The organism is Candidatus Hydrogenedentota bacterium, from assembly GCA_016791475.1.
Lineage (GTDB): Bacteria > Hydrogenedentota > Hydrogenedentia > Hydrogenedentales > JAEUWI01 > JAEUWI01.
Genome location: JAEUWI010000005.1, coordinates 24,044 through 43,960, shown reverse-complemented (window position 1 = coordinate 43,960; position 19,917 = coordinate 24,044). Strand labels below are relative to the sequence as shown.

Annotated in this window: 9 protein-coding genes; all 9 read left to right on the top strand. The window is 62.9% G+C overall.

Annotated elements, in window-relative coordinates; all coding sequences use genetic code 11:
- The first annotated feature begins 6 nt into the window (after nt 1-6).
- The 9 genes from JNK74_03985 to JNK74_03945 all read left to right on the top strand — a co-directional run bounded on the left by JNK74_03985 (nt 7) and on the right by JNK74_03945 (nt 19,839).
- Nucleotides 7-1,107, top strand: coding sequence for a type IV pilus twitching motility protein PilT (locus JNK74_03985; protein ID MBL7645334.1), 1,101 nt, complete (start codon nt 7-9; stop codon nt 1,105-1,107).
- A gap of 6 nt (nt 1,108-1,113) precedes the next feature.
- Nucleotides 1,114-2,859 (top strand): Flp pilus assembly complex ATPase component TadA, encoded by a 1,746-nt coding sequence (gene tadA / locus JNK74_03980; GenBank protein ID MBL7645333.1) that lies wholly within the window; start codon nt 1,114-1,116, stop codon nt 2,857-2,859.
- Nucleotides 2,860-2,873: 14 nt separating this feature from the next.
- On the top strand, nt 2,874-4,124 hold the full coding sequence (locus JNK74_03975) for a type II secretion system F family protein (GenBank protein MBL7645332.1): 1,251 nt from the start codon (nt 2,874-2,876) through the stop codon (nt 4,122-4,124).
- A 59-nt stretch (nt 4,125-4,183) separates the two neighbouring features.
- A complete protein-coding gene (locus JNK74_03970) occupies nt 4,184-5,104 on the top strand; it encodes a type II secretion system protein (GenBank protein MBL7645331.1) in 921 nt (306 codons plus the stop codon).
- A gap of 147 nt (nt 5,105-5,251) precedes the next feature.
- Nucleotides 5,252-6,247 carry a prepilin-type N-terminal cleavage/methylation domain-containing protein gene (locus JNK74_03965; protein ID MBL7645330.1) on the top strand — a complete coding sequence of 332 codons (996 nt, stop codon included), beginning with the start codon at nt 5,252-5,254 and terminating at the stop codon, nt 6,245-6,247.
- Between the two features lie 11 nt (nt 6,248-6,258).
- Nucleotides 6,259-6,654 carry a prepilin-type N-terminal cleavage/methylation domain-containing protein gene (locus tag JNK74_03960; GenBank protein MBL7645329.1) on the top strand — a complete coding sequence of 132 codons (396 nt, stop codon included), beginning with the start codon at nt 6,259-6,261 and terminating at the stop codon, nt 6,652-6,654.
- A 13-nt stretch (nt 6,655-6,667) separates the two neighbouring features.
- Complete coding sequence (locus tag JNK74_03955) at nt 6,668-8,350, top strand: prepilin-type N-terminal cleavage/methylation domain-containing protein (protein MBL7645328.1); 1,683 nt, start codon at nt 6,668-6,670, stop codon at nt 8,348-8,350.
- A 111-nt stretch (nt 8,351-8,461) separates the two neighbouring features.
- Complete coding sequence (locus JNK74_03950) at nt 8,462-16,633, top strand: hypothetical protein (GenBank protein MBL7645327.1); 8,172 nt, start codon at nt 8,462-8,464, stop codon at nt 16,631-16,633.
- Nucleotides 16,634-16,749: 116 nt separating this feature from the next.
- A complete protein-coding gene (locus JNK74_03945) occupies nt 16,750-19,839 on the top strand; it encodes a right-handed parallel beta-helix repeat-containing protein (protein MBL7645326.1) in 3,090 nt (1,029 codons plus the stop codon).
- Nucleotides 19,840-19,917: the final 78 nt, after the last annotated feature.

Below are 19,917 nucleotides of genomic sequence, written 5' to 3'. Positions count from 1 at the left end.
TGATTCATGGCCTATGAAATGGTGAGTTTGCTCCGGATGTTGATTGACCGGGACGGGTCCGACCTGCACATTGCGGTGGACGATCCCCCGGCGGGCCGCGTTCACGGGCACATGCAGTTTTTCGGGGACAATCCCCTGACGGCGGAAGACACCGAAAGCTTGATGAAGAGCATCGCGTCGGTGGACAACCAGCAGGAATTGCAGGAAGTGGGCGGCACGGACTTCGGGTTTGCTTTCGAAGACGTGGCGCGCTTTCGCGTGTCCGTATTCAAGCAGCGCGGCTATGTGGGCATGGTGCTGCGTCTCATCCCGAGAACCCTGCTGACCTTTGAGGAAATCGGCCTGCCCATGTCGTTGAAGGAGGTCATTTCCCAGCCCCGCGGCATGATCCTCGTGACGGGTCCCACGGGCTCGGGCAAGTCGACCAGTCTGGCGACGATGGTGGACTGGCTGAACATGAGCTACGACCACCATATCATCACAATCGAAGACCCGATCGAATATTATCATTACCACAAGAAGAGCATCATCACCCAGCGTGAAGTGGGTGTGGACGTGCCCACCTTCGCCGAGGCGCTTCGCCGCGCGCTGCGCATGGACCCGGACGTGATTCTGGTGGGCGAAATGCGCGACCTGGAGACGATCGAGGCGGCGGTGACGGCGGCGGAAACGGGTCACCTGGTGTTTGGCACGCTGCACACGACGGGCGCGGTGCGCACCGTGGACCGACTGGTGGACGCGTTCCCCACGAACCAGCAGGAGCAGATCCGCACGCAGCTCGCGGGTAACCTGAAGGCCGTGATTTCCCAGGCGCTGGTGCCGCGCAAGAGCGGCTTCGGCCGCGTGGCCGCTTTCGAGATCATGATCACGACGTCGGCCATTCAGAACCTTATCCGCGAAAACAAGACCTACCGCATTACGTCGGCGATCCAGACCGGGCACAAGTACGGCATGAACCTGCTGGACGAACACCTGCTGGCGCTGTACCGCAAAGGCATCTGCAAGTACGAGGACTGCGCCGGCAAGGCCCAGTTCCGCGATGAATTCGAGGCCAACGCCCGCGCGCTCGGGCTTGAAGGAGGGCCGGCCCCCGCACCGGCGAACTAACCGCTTATGGCACTTGGATCCCGAGAGAAGCAACTGGGCGATATTCTGGTCGAGCAGGGCGTCATCAGCCCGCTCCAGCTTGACGAAGCCCTTCAGCGCCAGCGCCTCACCGGCGACATGCTGGGCCGCGTTCTGGTGACGATGGGGCTCTGCGAAGAGCAGGACATCATCGAGTCGCTGGGCGTGCAGTCCGGCATGGAGCGCGTGGACCTTTCCAAGCTGAAGATCACCGAAGAGGTGATCCACACGATTTCGGCGGACGTGGCGCGTTTCTACAGCGTGATCCCCATCCGCAAGACGGGCGACCGGCTGATCGTGGCCATGGCGGACCCGCTGAATCTTCAGGTGCTCGACGATCTGCAACAGATCACGGGCATGGAAATCCAGGGCGCGGTGAGCAACCAGCAGGACGTGTCCAACGCCTGGAAGAACAACTACAGCTTCGAGGGCGAGTCCATCCACTCCATGCTGCTGGACCTTCAGGAGAAGGTCGGCAACGCCGAGCTGACGATGGACGAGCAGAAGATCCAGCAGGTCACGGGCGATACCGACAACCTGGTGGAGCTGGCGCAGCAGCCCGAAGTGATCAAGATCGTGAACCTGGTGTTTCTCGAAGCGGTGCAGAAGCGCGCTTCCGATATTCACATGGAAGTCTACGAAGAAGAGTTCCGCATCCGCATCCGCGTGGACGGGATGCTCCAGGAGATTGTGTGCCCGCCGAAGAATCTGGCCGTGGCGCTGGTTTCCCGCATCAAAGTTATTTCCAACATGGACATCAGCGAGCGGCGCCTCCCCCAGGACAACCGCATCGAGCTGAAAGTGGGCGATACGATCATCGACGTCCGCGTGTCCACCCTGCCCGTGCTCCACGGCGAGAGCGTCGTCATGCGTATTCTCGACCGCAACGCGGTAAAGCACGATCTGGTGGCGCTGGGCTTCCCGGCGGACATCTACGCGCAGATCGACGAGGCCATCAACAAGCCGAACGGCATCGTGCTGGTGACGGGGCCCACGGGTTCCGGCAAGACCACCACGCTGTACGCGTGCCTGAATATTCTGAACGAGCCCGAGGTGAAAATCATCACCACCGAGGACCCGGTGGAATTCCAGATCGACCGGCTGATCCAGTGCAACGTGAACGACGACGTGGGCCTGACCTTCGCGCGCTGCCTGCGCTCCATCCTGCGCCAGGACCCGGACATTGTGATGGTGGGCGAGATCCGCGACCTGGAGACGGCCCAGATCGCCGTCGAAGCCTCGCTGACCGGCCACCTGGTGCTGAGCACGCTCCACACGAACAGCGCGCCCGAAACGATCACGCGACTGCTCGACATGGACGTGGAGCCTTTCCTCATTGCGGCCTCGCTGGAGGCGGTGCTGGCCCAGCGGCTCTGCCGGAAGGTCTGCCGCTTCTGCAAAGAGCCCTATGTGCCGGACGAGAAGGAAATGGACGAGCTGGGCATTCCCTCGGCCTGGCGCCGCGACCCCAAGTTCAAGCTTTTCCGCGCGAAAGGCTGCGTGAACTGCGACTATGTGGGTTACAACGGTCGCACAGGACTGTATGAAATGGTGTCGGTCGACGAAGGTATCCGCGATCTGGTGCTGGAGAGCGCCACGGCGCTGACGCTGCGCCGCTACTGCCGCAAGCACCTGGGCATGATGACCCTGCGCGAGGCGGCGCTGATGAAGGCGGTTCAGGGAACGACCACCGCTGCCGAAGTGTTGTATCACACCGATAGCTACGAAGATTAAGCGAGGAGACTCCCATGCCCAAGTACGCGTATAAGGCCCTGAACAAAGAGGGCAAGCAGATCTTCGGGGTGGTTCAGGCCGACAGCAAGGCCCTGGCCATCAACGACGTGCGCACCCTTGGCCTGTACCCCACAACGGTACGCGAGGCGACCAAGCGCGACGAGAAGCGGGCGCGCAAGGACAAGAAGGGCATCGACGAGCTCTATTTCGGCGGCGTGAAGACCAAGGAAATCGTGGTGATGACGCGCCAGCTCTCCACGCTGATCGACGCCGGCCTGCCGCTGCTGCGCAGTGTGAACGTGCTGATCGCCCAGCTCAAGCCCTGCAAACTGCGGGATATCCTGCGCGAATGCGCCCAGGACATCCAGACCGGTTCGACCTTCTCCGAAGCCCTGGCGAAGCACCCGAAACAGTTTGACCGCCTTTTCGTGAACATGGTTCGCGCGGGCGAGGTGGGCGGTATGCTCGAAGTGGTGCTCCAGCGCGTGGCCACCTTCCTGGAACGGCGCGAAGCGCTGAAACGCCGGGTGAAGGGCGCCATGGTGTATCCCATCGCCGTGCTCCTCATCGCGGCCGGTATCGTGTCCTTCCTGCTGATCAAGGTGGTTCCGGTGTTCGCCGAAATCTTCGGCGAACTGGGCGGCGAACTGCCCGCGCCCACGCGCTTCCTTATCGCGGCGGGCGATTTCATGGTGTACAAATGGTGGATGGTGCTGCTGGTCATCAACTCGACCATCATCTTCATGAAACTGATTATGAAGGTCCGCGTGGTCCAGCGCGTCTTCGATATCGTGAGTCTGAAATTTCCCGTGGTCGGCGATCTGGTCACCAAGGTGGGCGTGGCCCGCTTCGCCCGAACCCTGGGTACCCTGATCTCCTCCGGCGTGCCGATTCTGCAGGCGCTGAAGATTACCCGCGAAACCATCGGCAACAGTGTGATTCAGGACGCCGTGGACAAGGTGCACGACAGTATCAAGGAGGGCGACACCATCGCCGCCCCGCTGGACGAGACCAAGGTTTTCCCGCCCATGGTGGTGAACATGATCGACGTGGGCGAGGAAACGGGCCAGCTCGACCAGATGCTGAACAAGGTTGCCGATATTTACGACCAGGAAGTGGAAGTGGCGGTCGAGGCCATGCTGACCCTGATGGAACCCATCATCATCGTGGTGCTGGGCGGTATCATCGGTTTCATCGTGGTGTCCCTCTACCTGCCCATCTTCACCCTGGGCGACCAGATCAACAACCCGGGCGGCGGGAACTGACGACCCTTAGGCAATGACAGGCGGAGCGCGCAAGCCCGCCGATACGGAGGAAGTAGAGCATGAGAAGAAAACAAGGTTTCACCCTCGTGGAACTCCTGGTCGTGATGGCGATTATCTCCATCCTCGCGGCCATCGCCATTCCGAACATCCAGAGCTACATTGCCCGTGGCCGGGCCACGCAGGCGATCTCCGAGATTCAGAATATCGAGCTGGCGATTACGAAGCTGTTGTCCGACGCGGGCCGCAGCAGCCTGAACGATGTGCTGAACCTGGAAGTCATTGGCGACTCCGTAGGCATAAACTCCGCGAATTCCAAGGACGTCCGGGACATGTCCACCTGGGCCGCGGGCGACTTTGAAAACTTTACGGAAGCCTACACCAACGCGGTCTATCGGCTCCTGAAGAAGGGTCGCGGCGCGACGGTCTCGGACGACGGCACCGGTACCGCGATTCTGGACTATCAGGAAGATGTGGTTCGCAATCTGGGTACGACGTACTTCGCCGAGCTGGGTTTCGATCCCTGGGGCGAACTTTACCAGATATTCCCCGGCCCCTGGCGCGTCACCAACGGCCCGAATGTCTTCCGCGTCTATCTGCCCGCCACGAGTGCGGCCAAGGTCGTCCCCGGCGAGAGCACGGCCGTGTTGAACGGCGATGACCTGAGCCTGGGCTCCGGTTCCACGTCGGGATTCGTTATCACGGATATCGATGGTCAGGAAATTGACCTGGCGGGCGTTCCCGCGGCCAATCAAGTGGACACCTTTATCTGGTCCAAGGGCGCCAATCTGGTATCGGGTCAGGCGGAATTTCTTCCTCCCGTTCCGGGCTATAACCCCGGCACGCCGGGGAGCTCCCAGTACGGCGGCATTTCGCCCATCACGAGCGCCTATCCCGGCGGTCAGGAACCTGAACTCGTGGGCGGTGGTGACGACGTGAACAACTGGGACCGCAACCAGACCTTCATGCGGTTCTACAACTAATTACTGTTCCGCGCGCGGCGCCGCCCTCTGCGGGCGGCGCCCATGGCGCGATAATGCAAGTGAGCTAACGTCAGCCTGGCGCAAGGCCGGCCCGAGGTGAGGGCAAACCACGGAGATCCGGAATCCGCCAGCACGGGAGAATGTGCGATGCACGGCGAATACCGAGAGAGCAGGGCGGGTTTTACCCTGGTGGAGGTTCTGGTGGTTCTGGCCATCGTGGCGCTGGTTTCGGCCATTGCCATTCCCGGCCTCGCCAAGATGGGCGCCTTCTCCCGCGATGAGTTCAAACGGGCCACCCAGGAAGTCAATTCCGTCCTCCGCGCCGCCCAGCTCTACGCCACGACCTACAACGTGAACACCGCCGTCGTCTACAGCATGGATAACTATTCTCAGGAGGAAGCGACCCTCGCGGACACCCTGCCCGTGGCCGATCCGTCGGATGAGGATCCCGGCGATCCCTTCCGCGCCGTCGCGTCCCCCATCGTAGATTCACTCACCGGCATCCCGGTTCGGCAGATCGAGGCCGCCGCCATCATGTACCAATTGCCCTCCACCATGGGCGCCAATCTCCGGGACAAGTTCGTCCCCATCCCCGGCGACCTGGGCGAATTCCGGCCCCTGCCCCAGGGCATGTCCATCGCGCTGCAGAGCCCCGAGCCGGAAAACATCGATACTACCAACCCGAGCAATCCGGTTTACGGCGCCCTCTATTCCGAGTTTGGCTGGTCCAACTACCGCAGCACCGCGACCATCAACCGCGTGGGCGATGGCGGGATGAAGCGTATAACGGCGGCGCTGGGTCTGCCCCCGGCGCTGACGGGCGGCGAGCTTTTTACCCTGGCCACCAACCCGGCGAACTATACGGAAGAGAACTTTCCCGCCCACGTGTTCCGATCTTCCGGCCGGCTCGACAGCCCCCAGTTTGGCTTTGAATGCGGTTCCGGTGCGAATTGCGCACGGGAGCGCTACTCCCTTTTCATCACGCCCTCCGCGGATCGCCCCCTGGACGAGCGCCTGGTGCAGCCGGAAAATCCCGATCTGAGTTATCTCGACAGCAACGGGGTGGAGCAGTCCAACCTGCGTTACCGCGAGATCCACATTTTCAAATCCACCGGGCGAATTGCCATTCCCCAGGACTTCTAAGCGAGGTTTTCATGAACAGGAAGTACCAGCGCGGTTTCACCCTCATCGAGGTTATCGTGGCGCTCACGATTCTCTCCATCGGGATCATAGCGATCATGAAGCTTTTCCCCCGCTCCATCCAGCAGACCCGCCAGGCGGCGGAGCGCCAGCAGGCCTCCTTCCTGGCGAAAACCGAGCTGGGCCAATTGCGTGCGGGCGGCGTGGGTCCCGTGATGACGAGCTGGGCGGCGAACAACGCCTTTCGCAGCCTGGCCACGGCCGGCGGCGAATACACCGGCCTCTACAAGTCGTGGAACAGCACGGTAAAGCGGGTGAGCAGCGATGTGGACTTGTACCGGGTGACCTTCAACGTCGAGATGTTTGACGGGCGTCGCGAACGGTTTGTGACCTATGTTACCGAACAATAAAGAGGCAAACGCCATGCATGGAGTACCAGCGCGCCGCCAGAGCCAGGCCGGGTTCACCCTGACCGAACTGCTCGTGGCCACCGCGATTTTTGTGATATTGATGAGCGCCCTGGTGACGCTTTTCAACTCCGCCATTGCCGCCGTGCGCCAGGGCTACGCCAGCATCGACGCCTTTGAAACCGGCCGCATGGCCATGAGCACCTTCGCCCGCGATCTCAACGGCGCGTTCACCGCCCGAGAGCACGGCGACACCTACAATTTCTACGGTCGACCGGATGGATTCATGTTCGTCGGCGCCCTGGCCAATGGCCAGATTGGCCGCGTGACCTATGTCACCCATCCCAGCCTCAACACGCCCCGGGTGCGGATGAAGGTCACCGAGCGCTGGGGCGTGATCGAGGCGAACCTGCGCCGCCAGGCCGAGCGGATCGCCCGCGAGCGGGGCTACTCGGGGGGCTATCCCGCCCTTTTCGCCGACAACACCATCGACGTAGTGGATGACTTCTATTTCTACAGCGACTTCAGCGGAACCCGGCGTTACAACGCGGGCGAGTGGGTCGAGTTCGACGTGGAGCTGGAGCTTGAGAGTCTGATTCGCTACGAGGAAACGGGCGCGGCCGATCTGGACGCGTTCAATATGTACGTGAAGCTGGACAACCTCGGCGCGCCCATCAGTCTGGACTGGCCCTATGTCGATCCCATTGAGCCCGCCAACGACGCGGCGACGCCTCCGGCCACCGACGGCAACGCCCAGCAGGCCTTTCTGCTGCGCGCCCTTGACCCCACTCCCGGCGATACGAATTACGATATGCGCGAGATTTACCGGACGATCAACCGCGACACCCTTGGCACGGGCGGTTACCTGCTACCCTCCGGCGAACGGATGTTCCTGCGCGCACTGGGCCACGATACATTCCAGCAGCTACTGAATGCGCGCAAGCGCGAGTTCTGGCTCCGCATGCTCTCCGGCGAGCCCATGGGCCTGCCCACCCTGACCCCCGATGCGTCCCATGGGTCCGTGGGCTACTGGTACGACGAACGATTGAACGCCCCCAACTCCCGCAACATGCGCGTGCTCAACGAGTACGTCATCGCGGACGGCATCGTCGGGCGCAGCATCCTGTTGCAGCCGAACTCCGAGATCGAGCTGTATATCGACGTGGACGGCAATTCAAACCCCAGCCCGCCCGATATCTTCCCCGATATCCTCGATGCGGAGGTGAAGTTCGCCTATGGCGATGGATCCAACCCGGCCCAGCAATACTTCAACGATATCCAGAACCTGCGCGACCCGGAGAACCCCGACGGGAACACGGGGGGCGCGAATCCCGCCCTTTACGAACCGAGCATTCCCATCCTGCTGTCCAAGGACAACGGCTACTTCGGCGTGGGCGATTTCACCGATGGCGACCTGGTGGCGGCGGATATGGCCCTGTCGAATACCATGCTGGGCTCCAACACGAAAGTGGACCCGGCGAATCCGTCGCAGCGGATTCCCAATGCCGCGAAAATGGGATCGCCCCTGGCCCCCCGTATTCCGTCCGTCGTCTCGACGGATTTCTGGGTTACCCGCACCCGGACGCGCCCCGGCGCGCCGGATATCCTGAAGCGGTTTTCCCAGACCGTGCAGATTCCAACCGCCCAGGGACGATCGGCGACCACGACCATCGCCCAGGGGCCCGGCGCGTCCCTCTAGGACGCGGCCGCAACCAGTAGAAGAGAGCGCGCGGGACGGATCCCGCGCGGCGGAAACGGGTAATTCGGCCCGGGCCCGCGTGTTGGGGAAGGGACCGCAAGGAGTGCGGCCATGGAAAAGGTGCAGTACACAATGATCGACAGGCAATCCAAGAAGCCCGGCCGCTCCAGCGAGCGCGGCGCCGCGCTGGTCGTGGCGATCGCCATCATGACGATCCTGCTGGCCGTCGCCCTCACGTTTTACGCCGTCAGCCGCCAGGAAGTGACCAACGCCGAGAACGTGAAGAATCAGGCGCAGGTCGATCTCCTCCTCGATGCGGCCTATGCCATGGGTCAGGCCGAACTGAACCGCGACTTCCTCAAGCACCCCAACGCGACCTCTTCGGACTCCGCTCCGTTCTCACTCTTCAACGGCAGTTGGGCCGTGGGCAAGCAGTGGGCCCTGTGGAACGGCGTCCCCCTTCAGGCCGGCGGCGCGCCGCTGGTCAATCTCCGGGCCATGCCCCTTCTTGATTTTGGAGACGGCCTGCCCCCCGAGCTGATGTTCAACGGCGGCCGCTCCAAAGACTGGCTGACCATTCCGCGCTTTGAAGATCCCGCCGTGTGGGGCGCCAACCCCATCGCCTATGCCAACGTACTGGACGACGCCACCGGCCTGCCCTACGGCAACATTTTCAACGTGGCGGATCGCAACCGGGCTCCCTTTGTGACGCCGGCCTTCTACGGCCCCTCCGGCACGGACGGTTTCACGGACGAGAAATATCCCCTGGAATGGATTCACACCTGGACCGACGTGGACAACGATCTGGACGGGCTGAACGATGCGATCTGGATCCCCTTGCCTCAGGACCGTTTCTTCAGCGGTGGCGAAGTGGTGGACGACGCCACCGGTCGGCGCATGTACGACGACGGTGTGGACAACGACCTGGACAGCACCGGCATCAACGGCTATGACGAACTGCCCGAGGCCAACGAAGGCGCCATGGAGCTCGCGAGCTTCGTCTATCACGGGCTCGGCCCGGACCGGCGGGGCGACGGTCTCGACAACGACGGCAACGGGGTGGTGGACGACCCGGCGAACGAGAACAAGTATTTCCTGACCGCGCCCCTGCCGGGTCTGACCATTCTCCTGGACTTCAACGCCGACGGCAAGGTGCCCGATCTGGTGCCCAACGCGGTTGGGGTACTCGTGCCCATCACGGTGACGCTCCCGAACACCATTTCCGTCGAGACGGCGGGCGGCGTCGTCAACCTGACCGCCACCGATGTGGATGCCATCGACAACGACTTCGACATGCTCATCAACGACTACCAGGTCTACGCCTATGTCGGGCCAAACACCAACGACATCACGGCCAGCGGCACCTTTCCGCCCTTCCAGCTTACGGGCTTCGAAGACTCCGGCGTGGCCAACCCGGTCGCGCCCACGCCCCCCATCGTCGGAACGAACCTGATTCAGATCAATGAGAACGTGGCGGCGAACAGCTCCCTGGCGGTGGGCGATCCCTTTTACCTCACCACCTGGCGGAGCCCCGGCGAATGGCCCGCCGACGATCGGGGCCTCTTCACCACGGCCATTCTCCGCGCCTATGAAGATATCAACGTGGAAACGGCCATTGCGCCCAATGGCGGCCTGCGCATCGAGCCGGCCAACGCCGTGTTCCACGCGGAGCCGGGCATCGTCTCCAACTTCGACTACACCCTGCTTGAACCCGCCATTCGCATCACCCATTCGGGCGAGCCCGTGTGCGATCTGGCCGGCCGCGCCGCCATCACCATCCGCGACGAAGCCAGCAAGGTCAACGTAAACGTGGCCGGCGGCCAGAGCTACGACCCCCTGGGTCCGGCGGTTCCCGAGTTGCTGGCCTCCACGCGCCTGGGCGGCCTGATCAACACGGGCTATTACCGTTCCCTGGGCCTGGGCAATTCCGCGGCGGAATTTGAAACGCGCACCCTTCCCGGCGTCGGCGTGGTGGAGGCGGCCCAGTTGTGGCTGCAGCGCACCGGCGTGCCCGGCGGCGACCCGACCGGCTGGGACCCCACCGTGACCACCGCCTTCAATCGCGACGTGATCTACCCCGGCTACGGCCGCGTGGACGACAACGCGAACGCCATGATCGCGGCGCTGAACGGTCGCGACGACGACGGCGACGGTCTGGTGGACGAGGGGCTGTACCTGCCCCAGCTTTCCGCCGTGGCCCAGAGCTTCATCCGCGGCGGCGTCCTCACGGGCGCCCAGGTGGCGAGCGCCCAGGCGGAGCTTCAGGCGACGCGCTACGCGGAATACTTCGGACAGCTCGGCGCCTTTGAAGGCGTGGACGAGCCGGGCGAACTTCAGCGCCTCAACCCCGCCTCGAATCTTGTGGCCGAAGGCCGCAATCCTTATGACCGCAGCGGATTGACCGACGGCCTCGACAACGATCTCGACGGCGCCATCAACGAGCTGGGCGAACTGGGCGATCTTCAGTTGCAGGACACCCTCCAGCTTGAGGAGATCTTCGGCCTGGGCACCGGCACCACCGCCGCCCTCCGACAGAGCGTCACCACCTTCAGCACCGACCGGAACACGAACTTCATCGGCGGCCAGGGCGGTATCCGGGCCATCAACAAGCTCGACTTCAACTTCGCCACGCCCCAGCAGATCGCCGCCAACCTGGTGCTCGCGAATAATTTCCAATCCGTCACGGCGGCGCCTGTAGCAACGGCTCCCGTGGCCAATCGCTTCGCCGAGGGCCTCCGCCAGAAAGACGTGCACATCCGGGCGAGTGGCGGCCTGCTGAACAACTCCGCGACCTTCTTCCCGGCGGACCCGGTCCTGCAGGCCATGCAGGCGGCCGTGGACATCGTGGACAACCGCGATCCCGGCCATACGCGCTCCGTGCTCAGCACCGAGCGCCAGAAGCTGAGCACCGATGGGCTCGAACTGGCCAACTATGACTTCTTCCCCACGCGCCTCGGCGCCCGGGAGCGCACCGCGGATACGGAACTCTTCCCCCTCGGCGTGCTTGAAGACCACCTGCGCAATACCCTGGAGCTGAACCGCAAGCTCGAAGTGAAAGACGACTGGTGGACTTTTGAAGCCGCCGTCACCGGCGAGAATGGCCGTCCCGAAGTTCGCGAAATCAGCTACACCGCCGCGGGCAGCGAAGCCATCCGGATCAACGAACTCATGGTGCGCCCCGTGCGCCGCATCGAGGCCGAGGCCGTGCCGGTTCCCACCGCCGTCCTCGATCCGAGCGATCCCATGACCGCAATCGCACCGGCATTACTGCCGAACTTCGATCCCAGCCCCGACTTCGGGTTCCCGGCGGCCCCGTCGATTCTTCCCGAGTTCGCCGTGGCGCGCCTGACTACTCCCCTGCTCAACGGATGGAACGTGTTTAACGGCGGTGTTCTGGGTGAGGCATCCTACCTTGGGATTTCTATGGACAACACCGTTCCAGCAACGCTCGTCGACGCGGCGGATATTCTGGAATTCGTGATTGCGCCCACCGATGGTCTGCCTCCCGGTCGCTACTACCTGACAATCAACACGACGACCAATACGGGCGCGACCACGGTGGTGCCCATCAATCAGTTGATTCCTGCACTCGCCGCATTCAATGAGCCGCTCTTGCAGAGCGCGGTAAAGTATCGCAGCAAGACTTCAGGTCTTCAGGATGGCAACTCAATCGTTCAAGATATCGTCCTGGGTGCCGCCGATGGCTTCCAGAATATCGACGATGCTCAGATCGGGGGTCAGATTCCCGGTGCGCCAGCGGGGTGGACCTTTGTTGATGGAACCCGAGGGGGGTTTGCTTCCCTTGCGAACTACCACTTCGACGGGTACGTGGAAGGACTATTCAACAACCAAGCCACGAGCGGCTCGGAGACCTTCACGATCACCGTACCCGAAGCGGCCTCGGATTTCGAACTCCACATCGCATTTCGAGTCAATCCCAACTTTGTAACGGCACTCGCCAACCCGCTGAATCCGCCCCTGACTTATACCGTGGCGATCAACTCCCTGGATTTCAGCCAGGAACCCGATCACGAATGGGTGGAGTTGGTCAACGTGTCCGACGATATCGTGGACATCGGTGGCTGGCAGTTGGAAGTGGGTATCCCTGATCGGCCTTCCGTGCCTTCGGATCCCTTCAAGAGTATCTGGACCATCCCGGCCAATACCGAGATCGCGCCCCGGGGCATGGTGCTCCTGGCCTTCAATAAGTTCGATAGTTTCAAGGGTGCCGTTCCTGCGGACCACAGGATTGCCGATAACGGCATGGGCCTGGCCGATGGCGACTCGCCGAATCCCCTGGTCACGGCGGGTTTCCTCTCGGATGCCCTTACCGTGCCGCCGATAGGAGACAACAGCCTCGCCTCAATCTTCCCGACTCTTCAGGACGTGACCGGCAGCGTATTCCGCCGGAAGGTCAATCCGGCCACCAACGCCCTCACCGACTATGTGGACAACGACGGCGATGGTCGTACTTCCTTGAATGCGCCCACGGACACGGACAACCTCGCGAATGAGGGGACCCTTGCGAGTAGCAAAGCCCTCGGCAGCTTCTTCTCCAATTCCAGCGGCAACTTGCCTTGGGATCGTATCATCCAGTTGGAGTCGGTCCAGATCGGCACCGCCAATCCCTTTACGGCTACACCTACGCCGATCCGCTTGGACGAGGTCGATACTTTGGACGATGTCTCCGCCTTTGTGTTGAAAGGCGGCGTGTTGCCAAACTACCCCGAGCGCGATGGCTTCGACAACGACGGTGACGGCGGCTATGTGCTCTTTGAGCAGATCGACGAGCGGACGCAGAATGGCGCCCTGCCCGGCTACGTTGTCGGCACGGCGGGTGCGGATGGCTTCCCGGACTGGATCGACGCCAGCCGGGTTCCGGGTGTGCCCGCGCAGTACATTCCCGGCACGCTGGATATGGACATGGTCGACAACGACTTCGACGGCTTTGTGGACGAGCGCCCCTATCAAGCGGACTTCTTCGGCATTGGCGTGGACAGCGTGTTCTATCGCGCGAGCCTGAGCGAGGGCGTGGACGAAGGCCGGAATCTGGTCAACAATGTGCTCGCGGTGCGGCGCTTCGGCGCGGGGAGCTTTGAGGCCGGTATCATGCCGTTTTCGCTCTTCCCGGATCGGCTGGACTGGAACACGGCTTATTCCACGGGCGTTCCCAATGCACCCTTCACGGTGGATTCTATCGTGCCCAGTGGTCTTGGACTTCAGCACGGCATCAACGCGGGCTACAACATCTACGGCGACAACACCGTGATTCCCACCGCCATTCCGACGTCCTACCAGGGGTCGGACCTGGATCCCCAGGACTGGAAAGCCTTCTCCGAGCGCCGTTGGTATCCGGGCGACAACGTCATCGTTACGCTGTATGAAAAGTCGCAGCTTGAACGCCAGGTCGTGGACCGGGTGACCTATCGCGAAGCGGATGTGACCAACCGCACCATCGACGACGTGGTGGCGGTGCCCTATGTGTCGGTGGATCTTGACGGAAGCGGCACGCCGGGCGATGTGCTCATCGAGCAGCCCGGTCTAAACGCAAGATACCGCACGTTCTGGCTTCCGAACCAGATGGGTCTTGATTTCTATCGCAGCCTGGAGCGGAAGGATCCGCTGTACAACGGTGATCGCTTCGGCACGGAAAATCGTTGGCAGGCGACGGACGGCAATTACGATGACTGGGCCGACAGCCTGAGTTACTTCGAAGCGGAACTCGGCAGTGTGAATCCGGGCTTGACGGGCACAGATACTCTAGTTATCTCAGCTAATCCCGCTGATGTGCAGGACATTCGCCCGCGCTTTGTGGGGACGCACCCGGCCTTTACCAACGTGGATGTGGCCACGGTGGCGCGCAATCTCCAGCTTTACGGCCATGCCATGAGCGGTTCGCCCCTGCGTATGAACGCGGCGATGCGGCGCGGCCACAACCCGCGGGATCTGGAGCTGATCGCGGCGGCGGCGACGGATACGCGCCAGTTCCCGAGCCGTCCCGGCTTCCAGGGCCCCTTCGACTATTTCCGCACCCACGAGGACGGCGCATTCAACGGGGCCAATCCGCTTAAGAACGCCCTGCGCCTGCCGGGCGACACCACGGCCAACACCAAGTCGCTGCCGGATCAGCGCTGGAACCATTCCCGCACCTTTGTGGCGAATCGGGCCTTCCAGAGTCCGGCGGACCTGATGCGGGTGCCTCACCAGATGTACCTGCACGACGCGGTTGATACCCCTGCCAACCCAAACCCGTTAACCAATATACACGGGTATCTTCATGACATGACCATGCTGAATTATAATCTGCAGGGTGACAGTGGTCCGGGCGACGGCATTTCCGTCACGCAGGATATTGCCCTGCGGGGCGCCACGCTGGGCCAGGACCTGGTGGACGACACCTACTCGCAGGATCTGCTCACGGCGGCCATGAACAGTATGGCGGTGGACAGCACGGTGTTGACCATGGGCCAGGCGGAGCTTCGCCCGATCCGGCCGGAAGCGGTTACGCTGGCCGAAGTGGATTGGGTGCCCACCATCGCCGGTGGCGGACCCGACACCTGGCTCGCGCCGGCGGCCTGGACTCCGGTCTTCCTCTTTGGACTGGGTTCGGATACGGCCGCACCGTCGAACCCGGATCACTTCTCGAACTATCCGAGCTATGTGAACGGAGCGAACGCGGGGGTAAGCTTCCCGCTGTATTACCTCTTTGATTCCGATTATATCACCGACCCCGCGAACTTTGCGGGCAACAACGTCTACGACAACAACAATCTCGACAGCCGCTGGCCGCTGGAGAAGCGCACGGCCATGTTCGTGAGCGAGAAGCGCGACGGCTTTGCGCCGCCCGAAGCCCTCTTCACGTGGGACGGGGCCGACGGCCTGGAAAACGGCGAGTATGTGCTGTACATCGGCACCTTCCTGCCCCAGATGCGGGAGCGCATCGAAGAAGCGGCCCGTGCCTCGGCCCAGGTGCGGGATCTTCCCGCGCAGGGTATTGAGGCCAAGAACACAACGAGTTTCATCAATAACAATACGCCTGTGAACTACGTCTTGTCCGATGGCAGCGTCGTGCCGGTGAACGCGGTGACCAACAACCTCCTGATCAAGGATCCCACGAATCCCCGCAAGGACCCGAATGGCCGCCTTTATGATCCGGTCTACGCCATCGACGTCATCACCGATCCGACCGAGGCCCGTGGTATCGCGCCCCAGTTGGCCACGGTTGCCGATCCCTCCGCGAAGCCGGCCGGTCTGATTCATCCCGACGACTGGAATCCCACGGTGCAGTACCGCGCGGGCGCCGATGGCTACATCCCCTATGGCAACAACACCTCGGGCGGCTGGCAGCCTCAGATCGTGCGGGTGACGGATAACTTCCTGGCGATTCGCGTGCGCAACGTGGGCCTGCCGGGCGATGTGGGTGTGTTGACCCATGTGGTGCTGTCGCCCCGCAAGCGGACGGCGGGCCGGGTGAACATCAATACGGTCCAGCAGCGCGTTTCGGTGCAGGGCGCGAACCACGATTACTTCAGCACGCTCCTGGGCCTGCCCGGCGTGGTGAACGTGGCCCAGACCGTGTATCCGACCAACGTCGCCGGGACGACCGGCGCGCTGGGCGCTCCCATTCCCGTGGACGATCCGGTGGGTCTCATGCGCTACAGCGGGCCGCTGCCGGTGGATGGAAGCTGGACGGCGCCCGACGGCGCGGCCGGGTTCTACGCGGGCGGGCCGACGCCGCCCACGCGCAACCGCTTCACCGGCGACGTGCTGAATCCGGACTCCGACCTGCTGGTGCCGAACACGGGCCTGCCTTCCATGGCCGCGCACCAGTTGGGCGCGTTCCGCCTGAGCGCCATGATAGCGGGCGGCCGGACCGAGCATGCGGATGGCCGCTACTATGAGAGCGTGGGCGATCTGACCAAGGATTCCAACGCCTTCGACTACAACTATACGCTGAGCCGGATGGATGTTCCGGATCTTACCGGTACGGGGACGGATGGTGTTGAAGACTGGGCGGTTTATCCGCTGTCGAACGATGCCGTTCCGGCGCGCCGCTTCGATGAGATCCAGGCGCGCCTGCGCGCCATGGGCAACCTGATTACGGTGCGCTCCGACGTGTTTGAAATTATCATGACGGTGGAAGCCGGTTACGGTATCGACCAGAACAAAGACGGTTTTATCAACTACCGTGATCGCAACGAATTCGTGACCACGGCGGCGACGAAGGCCACGGCGACCTATGAGCGTCGGGCGCCCTCGGACCAGTCGGACAGTGGTGAGTAATTGGGCTTGCGGCGCCCCGGCGACACCGGGCGCCGCGGTCCCGTCTGTGCCGTTGTAAACTGAATACCCCGGAAGTGATTTGAGGCGCCGGAATCGGCCCCAAAGGAGATAGCAGTATGTGGTATAGCAAGCGATTCAATCGGGCGGTGGCCCTGCTCCTGGCCGTGCCCGGCGCCGTCTTGATCGTAGATCCGGCCCGCGCGGCGACCCTGGATGTGTGCGCGACCTGTACCCACACCACGCTGGACTCCGCATTCACGGCCGCGACCTCGGGCGACACGATTGTGCTGGATGGTCCCACGCTGTTGACCGATCCGCCGGCGACCTACACGCTGGCGACGGATCTGGTGATCAACGCCGCGAAGAACAACATCACCATCCGTGGCAAGCAGGCCTCCCGACCGGACAAGATCGAGATCGTGGGCACCGGCGGCGGCCCCGTCATCACGGTGGAAGACGACCGCTCCTTTGAGATTCTGGGGGTGACGATCAAGGGCGGCACCACGGGCATTCTGGCGATGCCCGACAGCACCGTGGAAATCCGCCGCTGCATGTTTGACGGCATCACCGGCATCAGTTTGAATTGCCTCGACCCGACCAACGTCTATATTGCCGGATCGGTCATTACCGGCAGCGGCGGCGACGCCATTCGAATCGATCAAGGCGGCAAGTTGAACGTGCTCCAGTGCACGCTGCTGACAAATACCGGGCTGGGGGTAAACGCCCTGGACGGCGAGGCCCACATTGTGGCGACCTTGATCCACGACAGCGGCGCGGGTATCGACGGCACCCCGGCCACCCTGGAAGTGCTGGGCAACTGGGTGACCGATGCCGGGGGTAATCCGGTGGCCATGCCGACCGGCGTCACCGACGCCAATGCGGTCATTGATGTTCTGGTTCCCGCCACGGTGTTTGAAACCGTGATCGAGCCCTTTCCCGGTAAACTGGCCAGCGCGGCCCAGGAGCGCCAGAGCGGCGTGGACACGGGCGAACTGGAGACCGACCCTTTCAGCATGCCCTTCACGGGCCTCGATTTTGACACCGAGACCCGGGCGACCGGCAACCTCGTGGTGGGCGCGGATGACGCGGACGGTTCGGGCGGTTCGTCGGACTGGACCGAGTGCTTTGTGATCCAGGGCGGCTTCGCACGGGCCTATGTGGGCGAGGGGGTCATCACCATCGAGATCAACGCGCGCCGACTGGATCTGAGCGATGCGGAATTGTACATCAAGCACGAAGACGTGGTGGATATTCGCACCGCCGCCAATATTATTGGTCCCCTTCCGATTATCACCGAGAGCCTCGTCGACACGAGCTTTGGCACGGCGGACTACACCATCGATGAGGATGTGCTGGAGACGCTCTATCCCGCGCCGGGCTTCAATATTCAGAAGGATTACATCATCTACCTGAACACCGACGATACCCAGAGTATCGCGGCGACCAACGACCTGCACGGCGACACCGAGGGCAACTTCAGCGCGGTCGGCCAGGCGGTCTACGGTCGCGTGTTCGGTCTGGACACGATCCCGCCGGTGGTGACGACGAATCTCACCCTGCTCGCGGATCAGTATGCGACGGCGGCCACCCTGCTGGACGACCCCATCGACGGAGGGGCTCCCTGGAGCGGTGCGGCCAGCGCGCTCCTGGGCAATGCGGGCGCCAACGCCGGTTACCTCAATGGGAACACGGGCGAGCCGTCCGTTTTCCTCGATGGCAATCTGCCCGTCATTCCGCCATACCTCAAGGCCAATGTGGGCCTCGCCCTCACCTTTACCGACGTGGGAGCGGGCTTCGCGGTGAACGGCCTGCCCAATGGCCGCGTTGAGAATACGCCGGGCGGCAAGCAGGCTGCCCTGTTCAGAGACTATACGGTGCGCCCCGGCTTCGCCTGGTGGGACAGCGCCGACGAGTCCACGCCGGAGCTGATCGCGAACGCCTCCGAACTGACGGTGACCTACACGAATTCGGGCGGCAACACCCTGCAGACCGTGTGGAACTTTACGAATCTGGCCCACGACGGCGTCAACCAGTGGCACGCCATCGCCAATATCCGTGTCATGGATCTGGCGGGCAACGAGGCCACCCTCGACCCGTCCTTCCAGAATTTCATACCCATGCGCCCCTACCACTTCTGGTGGTTCCCCGATGCCCGGGGCGAGTTGCGCAGCGGACCCCACGAGGTGCCGTCGACCAATCCGGTCTTCAGTTGGGGGCTCTTCCGCGGCCAGGGCGGCGAAGATCCTCAGGATCCCTTCCCCTGCGTTCCGTCGGTGCGCTGGCGCCTGTGGGGAGCGGATTTCCCCGGTGTCGCCGCCACGTCGTGGACCGACCTCACGGCGGGCACCTGGAGCAACTGGATGGATGCGAATACCCGTGTGATCGGGCTGGACACCATCTTCACCGGAACCACGCGGCTCCGGGATCTGATGACGGGTCCGGTGGGCTCCGAGTATCTGATTGCCGTGCAGGGCTATGACGAAGCGGGTAACCTGCAGAGTATCCCCGTGCTGGGCAACCTGACCACCTCCAATGATCTGACGGCGCTCAATGTAAATTTCCGCCGCTGGACGGATCCGGGGGTCAGCATGGCCGCCGCGCTGGATACGAAGGTGCAGGCGAACTTCTGGTACAACAACCCGACCCTGGCCGCGCTTCGCGCCGTGGACGCGGGCGAGAAGAGCTTTGGCGCGGCGTCCCGCGTGGCGCTGCCGCTCTGTCCCGCGCGCGTGGAGGCGGGCTTCAATATCACGATGGAGATACCGGACAGCGTATCGCCCGCGAGTGCGCGCGTGTCCTACGAGCTCTTTGAAGACGGCGCCGTGGCGGCCGTCGGCCTGATCGATCCTTCGAGCGCGCCGGGAGGCTACACCTTCGTCGTGCCTCAGGATCTCATCACCGCGCCGGGCCCATCCGCCATCATCACGGGCGGCGGCCTCGATTTCCTGAACGTTTCCACGTGCTATCCGGGCGCGCCGGATCGCCTGGGCGACGATGGTCCGCTGGGCGCGGAGCCCCCCTACCGCCAGCGCGACGTGAAGTATCAGGTGTTGTTCAGGACGGGAATTCTGCAGAACGCCACGTTGCCTCCGAACGATCCCGCCAGCTACATATTTGACACGACCCCGGCGACGGTGGAGTTTACGGTGACGGTGGATCGGGCCCTGAAAGACGAGCAGCCGAACAAGAGTTTCTCGAAGGAATAGGGGGGTGTAATTTCGAGATTTATTGTTTATAATGGGGGGCGCAGAATAGGGTTTTGGTGTGCCGCATGCTTCGTTTGG